Genomic DNA, 11518 nt, shown 5'->3' with positions numbered 1-11518 from the left:
TACAAGACTTAAAACTTCCTTGAAGAGCAATATTTTTTTGAGGGGTGCGAATCCCTTTTGAATAAAATTATATTTGAAAATTTTTGAGTTCTTGCTTTATGGGTGTGAATTTATAAATTAGAATTGATTGTATTGTTTTAATGACAGATTTGATTATCTCTGTTTTTTTCTTCTAGGAGTTGTTTGGATTTAGATTTTAATTCAAATTTAAATTTATCTGGGCAACAAGAAGAAATACTTTGAATATATTTTTTACATTCAAGTGCGCTTTGTTTATTGGCTTTTGTTTTATAGGGGCTAACATCTAAGCAACCTTCTTGAAAGAAATAAAACCTCTATTTTAGCATAATAGATTTTTTAGGATTGCTGTATTCTCTGGTATACTGGTATAATGGTAGAGAAGATATTTTGAAAATTACTGGGGATATATGAGATATATCGGATCAAAGATTTTATTGCTAGGAGAGATTGAAAAAATCATAAAAAATAAAAATCTAAATATAAAATCATTTTGTGATATATTTTCAGGAACTTCTATTGTAAGCAGATATTTTAAAAAAGATTTTGAAATCACTTCAAATGATTTGTTGTATTTCTCTTTTGTGTTACAAAAAGCGACCATTGAAAATGATAGTCAGCCTAATTTTGAAAAGATCAATTTTTTTTTTAGACAATGAGTTGTTTGATTATTTACATAATGCGAGTATTCGGCCAAGTGAGTTGATGCAAGAGCCATTTATTTATAAAAACTATTCTCCAAATAAATATTCTCAGAGGCAATATTTTAGTAATGAGAATGCTCTAAGGATTGATTTTATCAGACAAAAAATTGAAGAATGGAAAAATAAAGATTTTTTAAATACGAGTGAATACTTTTATTTATTAGCCTCACTTTTAGAATCTATCCCATTTATTTCAAATATAGCTGGAACCTATGGAGCATATTTGAAGCACTGGGATAGAAGAGCTTTAAAAAAAATACAATTATCAGAGTTAAGAATTATTGAAAATAAAAAAAATAATCGATGTTTTAATAAGAATTCTAATGAATTAATCAGAGAAATATCAGGCGATATGCTTTATATAGATCCACCATATAACTCTAGGCAATATGCCCCCAACTACCATATTTTAGAAACAATTGCAAAATATGACAATCCTCTCATATACGGTAAATCAGGAATGAGACCTTATGGAGATAAAAAATCAAACTACTGCATCAAAGATAAAGCAGCAAACACACTCATTGATTTGATAGAAAATGCAAACTTTAAACATATACTTTTAAGTTATAGCACTGAGGGAATCATAAGTGTTTCTGAAATAGAAGATATTTTAAAAAAATATGCTAGAGATGGTAGCTATGAGTTAGTAAAGATTCCTTATAGAAGATACAAACATACCCCAAAAGATATTGAACATAATTTGTATGAATTGCTATTTTATATACACAAGATGAAGAAATAAAAAAAGAAATTAAAAAAACTATAGATTATGTTATTGACAATACTAAAAATTTAGATCAAAATCTAATTGAAAAGATTGTAGAACAGTCATTTAGCGGACAGAAGTACTGCAAGGAGTTTGAAGATTCTGTTTTTGATCTATATAATAAAGTGATAGGATTTGAAGGTATAAAGCTTGGTGGGGTCGGGAACACAGAGCCAGATAGTTTGTTTTGGTATAGAGCATCCAATGATGATGATAGCTATGGATTAATAGTTGATGCAAAAGCGTATTCAAAAGGTTTTAGAATAAATACCAATTCGTCAAGACAGATGAATGATTACATCTATAAATTTGTTAATAAACTGCAAGATGAATACAAAATAAATCGGAGTCATTATCATTGGGTGAGTAGTAAGTATATTGGAAATGGAGATATTGAGGATTTTGCAGAAAATGTAAAAAATATGTATTTCTTTGAAAGTAGAGGTTCTATAGTTTCTATTTCAAATGCCTTATTGATTGCAGATAGAATTCAGACTCACAGAGATTTTAAAAAACTAGAATCCTTGATGGCCATTCAAAGAGAAATATTGCAAAAAGATATAGAAATGTTATTTTGAATATATTAAGAATCAAAGACATATCTAAAATTTTGTATTTGTTTTTGCATTGAATATTCACTTAAGATTAGATTTTTATTATGCAATGCTTCATCAATAGAGAGTTTGTTTAGATTGAATTCTTTGATATCAAATATTCTAAAGCCTTTTTGCTTTAGAAACTCATAATGTGTATAGCCTTCTTTGAGATAGATTTTTTTGCCCAAAAACAATAATACAAAAATATTTCCCATTGCCTGTTGTCTGTTTGTGGCAAAAATCGCTATATCTGTGGATTTGAGGATTTTATTGTATTCTTCAAGAGGTATAAAATCTTCGAGGATATGAGCTGAATCCCCAAATTTCTCACAAGCAAATTTTTTGATTTCTACGCAATAGTCTTCTTCTCCATATGATAGAGGTAAAATAATATTGATTTTATCCTTGTATGGATAGAGCAACTCCAAGACTTCTTTGTGATGATTGCTAGAAGTAGCTGAATTTCCAACTTGAATAATTGTTTTGTCCTTAGGCAATGTTTTAGCATTCCATAAAGCTTCGTATTTTTCATAGAATTGCATATAAAACATCTCTCCTACACATTTTGCACGTGTTTTGTAGTATTTTTGAGCGAGTTTATAATCCCCATAAACAACAGGGGTAATTGATCCAAATCTTTTAATAATAAATCTTCTTAGAAATTCTTTTTTGGAGTATTTTTTGTTAGTTTGATATTCGTATAGATCTCCGCCCCAAATGAGCCAATGGCATTGTTTGAGTTTGTGAAAAAAAAGAGCCAATATGATGTTAGCATATATTACCCAAAGCCCGTGTAAATATATTTTTTTGGCGTGATAGATGTATTTTGCTAATAAGGAGTATTTTTTGAATCTACCTTGAATATTTGTATTTAAGATAATAATATTTTTGTTCAAGAGTTCTATTTCAGGTATTGCGAATTTTTTTAAGTTTTCATCGGAGGCAAAGATTATAAATATGTGCGAAGAAAAATCTAAATACTCTTTAGCGTGAGCTAGAAATGTAGGAATGAATTTTTCTAGTACAAGTATATGAATTCTTGAGGCTTGGATTTCCTTTTTTGTATGAATTTTTTGCATTTTTTAGTGATTTAAAACATTAGAAGAAATAATATTTTGCATACATATTGTTTGATGGATTTTTTCCATTTATAATCTTTCTTTCTAGTTTGATTGGATAATTCAATTCTAGCATAATTTCAGTTAGATATTTATTGTGCTATTTTAGAACTCAAGAGCTTGGAGTTTTATTTTTATAATCATGACTAGTTATTTTTGATAAAAGCATAGTTAAAAATATTACTAGATTGATAGCCATAACGCAAATGCATATTTTTAACCCGAATATTTTTTGTAATATCCACCCATAAATAGATATGGTTGATTTGAAGAGTTTTCATTTTTTCATAATATTCTTCTATTAGTTTGATAACCTCAAATGAACTCGCATCAATATTTTTTAGATAGTTAAAATGACTCGTTTTTCCCTTTAGCGTAAAAATACAATAAGCTGAAATTTCTTGATTTTTTCTTTTGATTAAGACTTGTTTGTTTTGAATATAAAAAAGCAGAGTATCCTTGCTAGGAAGATGGTCAAAGCAGCTATCAAAACTCTCGCATAGATTTTTATATAAAAAATCCAATTCATCTTCATTGCAGCATTGTATGCTTTGTGATAAATTTTGATCTTTGAGTTTGGATTTTAGGTTTTTGGTATAAAGCGTCATTTTTTCATATATCCCATCTATGGTAAAGTATTTTGTTAGGATATTTTTTAGCACAGGAGATATATCACCTTTTTGAATGATTTCCAAATAGATTTTTTCTGCAGGTAGCTCGGCTATGAGTTTTTCTAAATCGTCTAAATCTATAGAAGTAAAATACAAAAAAGTGAAATCTGAATTTTTTGTTAGAAATATAAGACTTTTTTGAGTAATCTTTCCATAAAAATACTCTGTTTGAAGGCTAAAATAATTTGTATAGCAAATGGTATTGCTTAGTAAAATTTGATGGTGTTTGTTGATGATTTCAGGGGCTAGAAATTTCATGCACACCTCTTATTTTCAAAAAGTTCTAAGAGGTTGTTATGATATTTTTCATATACCCCCCCCCCATTTGATTTTAAGAGCATTGAAATGTTATTTTTATATAACACTAAGGAATTTTCCATAAAGGGTGTTTTTGCAAACCCATAAGATTCTATAATGTACTCATTTTCAGATATTAAAATTTTGGGCTTGGGTATCACACCTCCTGCATCCATACTTCGCAAAAATGCACTGATTTTGTCTTCATTCCAACTTATATCCAAAAATCCTTTATTGGGGAGATCTTTGGCTTTGTTGATGGGGGCATAGGAGGGAGGCATTTTTGTGAGTTTTAAATCATCTTGCAAGAGGCTATCTTTAAATCCCAAAAAAGAACTGATGCCTAACTGAATGAGAATCTTGATTAATTCTATAGCTTTTATATTGGGAGTTAGCTCAAATTGGCTTTGAGAAATGATTTCACCACTATCTAATTGGCTATTTACCATATGCCAAGTGATGCCTGAAATTTTATCTTGATTGTAAATACTCCAAATAGGTGCATTCACTCCTTTATACAGTGGAAGAAGTGCATTGTGAAAATTGATAATTTTTATTTGAGGTTTCTCAATGATTTCTCTTGGAAATATGTAGTGGTTGTTTGCACTGATGATAAGAGTTTTTTCATTGAAATTGTCTAAAAATTTCGTGATTAGATCATTCTGATTAAAATGATAATAAGGAATATGATTTTTTTTGCAGAAAATCTCTAACATGCTTAAAAAATGAGGTTTATATGAGATGGCAATAGGGCAGTATGCAGAGAGGATTTTGGTTATTTCTAAGGCTATAGTGCCATTACCGATGATGATTATTTTTTCAAAAATCATCAAGCAGATCTCAAGAAGAAATCAGGGCTTAGAAGGTTTTGCTTATACCCCCCCCCCCATTTCTTTATTAGCTATTTTTGCAGCTTTGAGGTAGATAAAGTTTTTGAGTCCATCTGGAGAAAAACCTTCTATTTGGTACATATTCATGGCCTTTGTATTTTTTGTATCACACCATAGATAGATGGATTGTATATCAAAGTTGTTTAATTCCTGATAAAACATTTGCCATATTTTTATTAAGCTATCTTTGCCTCCATAATTTGCGATGTAGTTGATGTAAGCACCTTTGCCATTGATATTAAAGATCAAATAACTAATGATTTGTCTTTCTTTTTTTATATAGAGTATTCTTTTATTTTTGATCCAATCTTTTATGGTTTCAAGTGTGGGTAGGTGGTCAAAATAAATATTAAAATCTTTTTGAATAAGTTCATAAAATTTCTTTGCTGAAGGTTTTTTATAAGGAGGTTGCTGGATTTCCATCTTAGAGATATTAGATAGATTTTTTCTAAGCCTTATATAAACAGTTTGTTTTTTTGCAGAGTTTAGAATAATTTCTTCTTGTTTTTGAAGAATTTCTATGCAGATGGGTGCATTATTTTGGATTTTGCTCAAAGTATCTTGAAGTTTTTTTATATCATTGCTAAAAAAATACAATCTCCAAAAACCTAGCTCTTTTTTGAGTATGATAATAGAATGAGATAAAATTTTTACTTGATAGGCGATGTTTAGCTGTGTGTAGAAGTTGGTATAGATGTTTTTCGCATTTTTTTTAATCAAAAATATCTGGGAACGGATATCATTAATATCCATTTTTTGAAAGTCTTTCATTGGCTAACTTTGTGTTTTGATAAACTCTTTGAGTGCTATTCTATCGATTTTACCATTTGCATTCAAGGGCATTTTTTCAATACGGAGTAGTTTTTGAGGATACATATATTTCGCAATTTTATTTTTAAGATGTTCGAAAATAGCTTTTTTTTCTAATTCTATTTTGCTTTGATAGCATAAAATAATTTGATTATTTTCATACATTATACACAAGCTCTCTATAGAGTCAAAATCACTTAAAGCTATTTCGATTTCACTTAATTCGATTCTATAGCCATTATGCTTGATTTGATAGTCCTTTCTTCCCATCAGCACTAGTTCTTGGAATTCATTATATTGGGCAAGATCTCCTGTTTTATAGACTTTATCATAGTATTTATTATGAGTGGGGTTTTGGATGAATACTTCAGATGATTTATTTAGATTTTGGAAATATTGTAAAGATAGGCACGAACCTCTCACATAGAGTTCGCCTGTAATATTTGGCTTATTGATGATTTGATTATTTTCATCAATAAGTAATATTTGTGTATTTCTGCAAGGCTTCCCGATAGGAATAGCTTGTGCATCACTAAAATTCCTATCTACAATATAGCGGCAACAAATATCGGTTATTTCGCTAGGTCCATATAGGTTTCCAAATACAGCATTTGGATAATATTTTTTGAAATAGTTGAGAACCTTAGAACTCATACTTTCTCCCCCAAAAAATATTTTATCTAGCTTTGGACACACCTTTGATAAAAGATCAAGATTTGCTATTTGAGTCAGCACAGAAGGCACCCAATAAATGTAATTGATGTTATTTTGTTCTACAAATTTTAGGCTTTCGATGGGGAATAAAAATTTTTCCTCTGGAATAAGAACCAGTTTGTTGCCTATAGCAAAAGTGGGGTATATATCAAATAGGGATTTATCAAAATAAAACGGGGACTGATTTCCGATCACATCAGAATTAGAAGGTCTTATTTTTTCTTCTGATAATATCCATTCAATATAATCAATAATACTTCTATGAGATACCACCACTCCTTTTGGAGTTCCGGTAGATCCTGAAGTATTGATAATATAAGCAGGATCAGTATCGATGAGATTTTCATAATTTGTTTTTATTTCTTTAGTATCTTTTATCAAATCATCAATCAGCAGTATTTTTTCATCTTCAAAAATATCTTTGAGTTTTTCTTTATTCTCTTTATCTGTAATCACAAAATGTGGTTGAATATTTTTCAAGATAGATTCTAATCTCTCTTTAGGACTTTTTATATCTAAGGGCATATAAATATTCCCAGAAAACAGCACTCCAGCAAAACAAATCAGAGACTCGATAGATTTAGGAAGAAAAATAGCTATTGTATGGAAACTAGACCCTTGCGGGGGGGGGGGGGGTGATTTCTAGCATATGAGTAGAAAAATTCAGAGCTTTAGTGTAGAAATCTCTAAAAGTTATTTCTTTTTGAGAGTCTATTATCGCAATTTTATCGGGAAATTTTTCAGTGGTTTGCTTTAGATATTCAAGTACATTTTTTTTCATTTTTCTTCCTTTGTTTTAAAATTCATGTCTTTGAGTGCTATTCTATCGATTTTGCCATTTGGATTTAATGGCATAGATTGAACACGGAGTAATTTTTGAGGATACATATATTTGGGAAGTTTATTTTTGAGATGAGTGAAAATATCAGCTTTTGAGAGTTCTTTTTCACTCTCATAAAATAGCACAATTTCTGAATCTTTGGTATCATAAATCACGCACAAAGCTTGAATATTTTCCAAATCTCTCAAGGCAGTCTCGATTTCTCCTAATTCGATTCTATAGCCATTATGCTTGATTTGATAGTCTTTTCTTCCTGTGGTGATAAGTTCAAAATTCTCATTGTAATATCCTATATCACCTGTTTTGTATATTTTTTCATTATAGTGAGGTTGGATTGGATTTTGGATGAAGCTTTGATTGGTTTTTTCTATATCATTATAATATCCTAGCGAGAGAGAGGAGCCTCTCACGCAGATTTCACCTGTTTGATAAGCAACATTGATTAGTTTATTATTTTCATCAAGCAAAAGGATTTGCGTATTTCTACAAGATTTTCCTATAGGCAAAATCTCATCATCTCTAAAATTCCGATTAAGCACATAAAATGTGCAATCTACTGTTATTTCAGTGGGACCATATAAATTAGCAAAGGTAGCATTAGGATATTTTTTTATCCAATAGTTCAGATCTCTTGTTGGCATTATTTCCCCAGCAAAGAGGATTTTATCTAGCTTTGGCAAAAGGTTCTCAAGAGCTTTATTTTTTGCTACATTGCTTAGAAGTGTTGGCACCCAAAATATATAATTGATTTTTTTCTCATCAATATATTCTAAAAGCTCTTTTGGAAAAAGAAATTTTTCTTCAGGAATCAATACCAAAGTAACACCAGTAAAAAAACACAAATAAATATCTAAAACTGAGTTATCAAAATAAAACGGGGACTGATTTCCGATCACATCAGAATTAGAAGGTCTTATTTTTTCTTCTGATAATATCCATTCAATATAATCAATAATACTTCTATGAGATACCACCACTCCTTTTGGAGTTCCGGTAGATCCTGAAGTATTGATAATATAAGCAGGATCAGTATCGATGAGATTTTCATAATTTGTTTTTATTTCTTTAGTATCTTTTATCAAATCATCAATCAGCAGTATTTTTTCATCTTCAAAAATATCTTTGAGTTTTTCTTTATTCTCTTTATCTGTAATCACAAAATGTGGTTGAATATTTTTCAAGATAGATTCTAATCTCTCTTTAGGACTTTTTATATCTAAGGGCATATAAATATTCCCAGAAAACAGCACTCCAGCAAAACAAATCAGAGACTCGATAGATTTAGGAAGTGCTATGGCTATGGGAGTTGGCATTTTATATTCAGGAAAATTATCGATTAAATGGGTCGAAATATTTTGAGCAAGATTGTAAAAATCTCCAAAGGTTATTTCTTCTTTTCTATCTATGATGGCGATTTTATCGGCCATAGTGTAGAGAGTTTGTTTTAGATATTCTAATACGTTGATTTTCATTAAAATTCTTTATTTGAGGAAAGTCGTGCTTAATTATAGCATAAAAGCTTTTTTGGATTTTGAGATTATTTGGAATAAAAACATCATCACTATTTGAAATTACTTTGGCTTTTGATGGCTAGGATTTCACCATCAGTTCCCTATAGAGCTTCTACCACCATCAAGAACGATATTTTGTCCGCTTAAGTAGCCACTTGATAACAAAAAATCTACCAAAGCACTTACATCTTCGCATTTTCCTTCACCACTAGGTGGAGGTTTTTGCATTTCTAGCTGTGCTGTAGCTTTTGTGGGGATATTTCCCAAAATAATAGAGTTGATTTTGATTTGAGGAGATAGCTCATCACATAAACTTCGAGTAAGGGAATCCAAACAAGCCTTAGATGCCCCATAAATACTACTCCCTTTATAGCCTCTGAGTGCAGAAATACTAGAAATAAGAATGATATTCTTTAAGTGAGGTTTATTGGGTTTTTTTAAGAGGGTAGCGATGATTTCACAACAAGAAAAAAAGTTTATATTAAAACTCTTAATACTTTGATTATAGTCAAAATATCGAATCGGACCAAATATGGCTTCACCACCACAATGTATAAAATTCTCTATACCCCCCCCCCATTTAGTAAGCAAGAAATAGAATCCCTGATACTAGAAATATCTTTGAGGTTAATGGTTAAAAGCTTGTGAGATTTTGGATTTGGCAAGGATTTTAAAGTCTCTTCTAATTTATTAAGATTGCGCCCTGATAATATTAGGTTTTGTTTTAGCGATAAAACTTGAGCAATGTTTTTACCAATATCTGAGGTAGCTCCTGTGAGTAGTGTGTAATTCATAGAGCAACCTTTTTCCCATAGGTATAACTTTTGTCCAAAAAATCTCTAGGATAGGGGAATTCAAGCATAAAATCTATGTTGGATTTGATGGCTTCAGAGATGATTTTATAGCTATCTTTTTCATTCACGATTTGGATTTGAGTTTGTCCGAGTTTGATTTCTTTGATGGCGTTGTATTTATCTAAGGTTTTATTCAGAGTATCGTCCTTGAAGGCTTCTACATTTGCATATCTTACAGGCAGTATAAAACTATCTTTATAGCTTTTGTCATCTAAAATAATATTTCCTTCAAATACCTTGTCGTATCGATAAGGGACTTCCAACATTCTCTCAATATAATGAGAATAGGTGAAGCAATCACAAACCCTGTTTCCAAAAAACAAAAATTTAACATCTTTTTTGTGATGGAGTTTGTCAAACAAGCTTCCAATCCCACAAGAGTGTTTGCTAATATCAAGAAGATCTTTATCTTCGCCTATGATTGCACAAGACATTAGCGGATCGATTGTTCGCTTTGCATTTTGGAGCTTTCTAAAATATTCACTCAAAATACCCATTGGAGATTTTGTATTTTTAAGATCAAAATCTTCTTTTGCACAAAAACTAAAGCTGAAGGTTGGCATAATAATATTTTTCACTCGCATTGAATCAAAAATATCCACAATATGCCCTAAAAGTTCCTTCTTGCTTAGTTCAGTATTTGGTGTTCCAAAATTAAGTTCAGAATGAACAAATAAATAATCACATTCTTGTGCACCTATTTTTAACAATGAATTCAAAATATCATTTTTTGTGATAGGATTGTTTTTATCTATAAATAAAATCGTATTTAAATCTTGCATAAAACTCCTTTTTAGACGCTATAGCCACCATCGATAATGATTTGTTGCCCACTTATCCATCTGCAATCAAGTATGAATTTTACGCCTTGAGCTATGTCTTGTGTTTTGCCTTCTCCTAGTGGGTATTTTTTGAGTATTTGTTGCTTTTGTTCTTCGTCAAATAGATTTTTTGTCATCCCTGTTTCAAAAATCCCGCCAGGTAAAATCGAATTCACCTTGATATTAGGGGCGAGTTCTAGGCTCAAACTTTTCATATAAGCATCTAATCCACCTTTTGTACTAGCATAAAAGCTATTAGCTATTTCGCCTTTTTTGCTAAAAGTGCTTGAGATGAAAATAATATCTTTAAGATAGGGTTTGAGATTTTTTTTGAGTAAAAACTTGACGATAAGCATTGCAGAGTATAGATTGATTTTTGCACAATCTATCATTTCATTAAAATCAAAATTTTTTGCATAGCTAACATAGCTAACTCCTGCAGAATGGATGAAGGCTTGAATTTTGAATTTTTCAGATATTTCTCGCATTGTCTCAGTGAGCTTGTCAAAATCTAAAAGGTCGCATTCAAAAATAAAATGTTCATTTGGAGAGTGCAGAGTTGCCACTACTTTTTGTATTTTTGAAATATCCCTAGAAATAAAAATCAGAGAATACTCTTTTGAAAGCTCTAGGGCAATATTTTTACCTATTCCAGAGCTCCCTCCTGTGATTAAAATACAAGGCTTCATTTAATCTTGCTTTGAATTAAATCCATCAAATCCCCAACAGTCTTGGCGGCTTTTAATTCATTGGTATATAAATTCACATTATATTCTTTATCCAAAAATGTTATCAAAGTAATGATACATAGACTATCCCAATCTTCAAAATCTTCGAGCATAGAATCTTTGTTCAAAGATTCGCTATCAAGCAAGTCTTGTAATTTTTTATAGATTTTTTCCAT

At 30.4% G+C, this 11518-nt stretch carries 15 protein-coding genes; 3 read left to right on the top strand and 12 right to left on the bottom strand.

The window, feature by feature from the left end; all coding sequences use genetic code 11:
* Positions 1 to 428: 428 nt before the first annotated feature.
* The 3 genes from Q5I06_RS02795 to Q5I06_RS02785 are packed head-to-tail and all read left to right on the top strand — an operon-like array spanning position 429 to position 2069.
* Positions 429 to 677: a DNA adenine methylase gene (locus tag Q5I06_RS02795; RefSeq protein WP_305517007.1), complete on the top strand. Its 249-nt coding sequence runs from the start codon at positions 429 to 431 to the stop codon at positions 675 to 677.
* Between the two features lie 46 nt (positions 678 to 723).
* Positions 724 to 1467, top strand: a complete 744-nt coding sequence (locus Q5I06_RS02790; protein ID WP_305520909.1) for a DNA adenine methylase — start codon at positions 724 to 726, stop codon at positions 1465 to 1467.
* Positions 1434 to 2069 carry a restriction endonuclease FokI C-terminal domain-containing protein gene (locus Q5I06_RS02785; RefSeq protein ID WP_370692170.1) on the top strand — a complete coding sequence of 212 codons (636 nt, stop codon included), beginning with the start codon at positions 1434 to 1436 and terminating at the stop codon, positions 2067 to 2069. The genes Q5I06_RS02790 and Q5I06_RS02785 overlap by 34 nt, the downstream gene beginning before the upstream one ends.
* A 5-nt stretch (positions 2070 to 2074) precedes the next feature.
* Here Q5I06_RS02785 and Q5I06_RS02780 read toward each other — a convergent pair whose 3' ends face one another.
* The 12 genes from Q5I06_RS02780 to Q5I06_RS02725 form a co-directional block, all read right to left on the bottom strand.
* Positions 2075 to 3166, bottom strand: a complete 1092-nt coding sequence (locus Q5I06_RS02780) for a TDP-N-acetylfucosamine:lipid II N-acetylfucosaminyltransferase family protein (RefSeq protein ID WP_305517009.1) — start codon at positions 3164 to 3166, stop codon at positions 2075 to 2077.
* Positions 3167 to 3351: 185 nt separating this feature from the next.
* Positions 3352 to 4134: a hypothetical protein gene (locus Q5I06_RS02775; RefSeq protein WP_305517010.1), complete on the bottom strand. Its 783-nt coding sequence runs from the start codon at positions 4132 to 4134 to the stop codon at positions 3352 to 3354.
* Entirely contained in the window at positions 4131 to 5003 is an 873-nt protein-coding gene (locus Q5I06_RS02770; RefSeq protein ID WP_305520908.1) for a formyltransferase family protein, read from the bottom strand. Before Q5I06_RS02770 ends, Q5I06_RS02775 begins: the two co-directional genes overlap by 4 nt.
* A gap of 42 nt (positions 5004 to 5045) precedes the next feature.
* The gene (locus Q5I06_RS02765) at positions 5046 to 5834 is read right to left on the bottom strand and encodes a hypothetical protein (RefSeq protein WP_305520907.1); all 789 of its coding nucleotides are present in this window, start codon (positions 5832 to 5834) and stop codon (positions 5046 to 5048) included.
* Positions 5835 to 5837: 3 nt separating this feature from the next.
* On the bottom strand, positions 5838 to 7181 hold the full coding sequence (locus Q5I06_RS02760; RefSeq protein WP_305520910.1) for an AMP-binding protein: 1344 nt from the start codon (positions 7179 to 7181) through the stop codon (positions 5838 to 5840).
* A gap of 16 nt (positions 7182 to 7197) precedes the next feature.
* Positions 7198 to 7368, bottom strand: a complete 171-nt coding sequence (locus tag Q5I06_RS02755) for a hypothetical protein (protein ID WP_305520906.1) — start codon at positions 7366 to 7368, stop codon at positions 7198 to 7200.
* The gene (locus Q5I06_RS02750) at positions 7365 to 8900 is read right to left on the bottom strand and encodes an amino acid adenylation domain-containing protein (RefSeq protein WP_305520905.1); all 1536 of its coding nucleotides are present in this window, start codon (positions 8898 to 8900) and stop codon (positions 7365 to 7367) included. The genes Q5I06_RS02755 and Q5I06_RS02750 overlap by 4 nt, the downstream gene beginning before the upstream one ends.
* A gap of 132 nt (positions 8901 to 9032) precedes the next feature.
* Positions 9033 to 9530, bottom strand: coding sequence for an SDR family NAD(P)-dependent oxidoreductase (locus Q5I06_RS02745; RefSeq protein ID WP_305517771.1), 498 nt, complete (start codon positions 9528 to 9530; stop codon positions 9033 to 9035).
* Entirely contained in the window at positions 9503 to 9733 is a 231-nt protein-coding gene (locus Q5I06_RS02740) for an SDR family oxidoreductase (RefSeq protein WP_305517772.1), read from the bottom strand. Before Q5I06_RS02740 ends, Q5I06_RS02745 begins: the two co-directional genes overlap by 28 nt.
* Complete coding sequence (locus Q5I06_RS02735) at positions 9730 to 10575, bottom strand: AAC(3) family N-acetyltransferase (protein WP_305517773.1); 846 nt, start codon at positions 10573 to 10575, stop codon at positions 9730 to 9732. Before Q5I06_RS02735 ends, Q5I06_RS02740 begins: the two co-directional genes overlap by 4 nt.
* 11 nt (positions 10576 to 10586) lie before the next feature.
* The gene (locus tag Q5I06_RS02730; protein WP_305517774.1) at positions 10587 to 11303 is read right to left on the bottom strand and encodes an SDR family oxidoreductase; all 717 of its coding nucleotides are present in this window, start codon (positions 11301 to 11303) and stop codon (positions 10587 to 10589) included.
* Positions 11300 to 11518 carry an acyl carrier protein gene (locus Q5I06_RS02725; RefSeq protein WP_305517775.1) on the bottom strand — a complete coding sequence of 73 codons (219 nt, stop codon included), beginning with the start codon at positions 11516 to 11518 and terminating at the stop codon, positions 11300 to 11302. The genes Q5I06_RS02730 and Q5I06_RS02725 overlap by 4 nt, the downstream gene beginning before the upstream one ends.

Source organism: Helicobacter cappadocius (assembly GCF_030688855.1).
Lineage (GTDB): Bacteria > Campylobacterota > Campylobacteria > Campylobacterales > Helicobacteraceae > Helicobacter_J > Helicobacter_J cappadocius.
This window is presented reverse-complemented; position numbering and strand designations above follow the sequence as displayed.

Excerpts from the sequence above, each read along its gene's own strand:
- Q5I06_RS02795 (WP_305517007.1), top strand. The coding sequence starts at position 429 with ATGAGATATATCGGATCAAAGATTTTATTGCTAGGAGAGATTGAAAAA.
- Q5I06_RS02790 (WP_305520909.1), top strand. The coding sequence starts at position 724 with ATGCAAGAGCCATTTATTTATAAAAACTATTCTCCAAATAAATATTCT.
- Q5I06_RS02780 (WP_305517009.1), bottom strand. The coding sequence starts at position 3,166 with ATGCAAAAAATTCATACAAAAAAGGAAATCCAAGCCTCAAGAATTCAT.
- Q5I06_RS02775 (WP_305517010.1), bottom strand. The coding sequence starts at position 4,134 with ATGAAATTTCTAGCCCCTGAAATCATCAACAAACACCATCAAATTTTA.
- Q5I06_RS02770 (WP_305520908.1), bottom strand. The coding sequence starts at position 5,003 with ATGATTTTTGAAAAAATAATCATCATCGGTAATGGCACTATAGCCTTA.
- Q5I06_RS02765 (WP_305520907.1), bottom strand. The coding sequence starts at position 5,834 with ATGAAAGACTTTCAAAAAATGGATATTAATGATATCCGTTCCCAGATA.
- Q5I06_RS02755 (WP_305520906.1), bottom strand. The coding sequence starts at position 7,368 with ATGAAAAAAAATGTACTTGAATATCTAAAGCAAACCACTGAAAAATTT.
- Q5I06_RS02750 (WP_305520905.1), bottom strand. The coding sequence starts at position 8,900 with ATGAAAATCAACGTATTAGAATATCTAAAACAAACTCTCTACACTATG.
- Q5I06_RS02740 (WP_305517772.1), bottom strand. The coding sequence starts at position 9,733 with ATGAATTACACACTACTCACAGGAGCTACCTCAGATATTGGTAAAAAC.
- Q5I06_RS02735 (WP_305517773.1), bottom strand. The coding sequence starts at position 10,575 with ATGCAAGATTTAAATACGATTTTATTTATAGATAAAAACAATCCTATC.
- Q5I06_RS02730 (WP_305517774.1), bottom strand. The coding sequence starts at position 11,303 with ATGAAGCCTTGTATTTTAATCACAGGAGGGAGCTCTGGAATAGGTAAA.
- Q5I06_RS02725 (WP_305517775.1), bottom strand. The coding sequence starts at position 11,518 with ATGGAAAAAATCTATAAAAAATTACAAGACTTGCTTGATAGCGAATCT.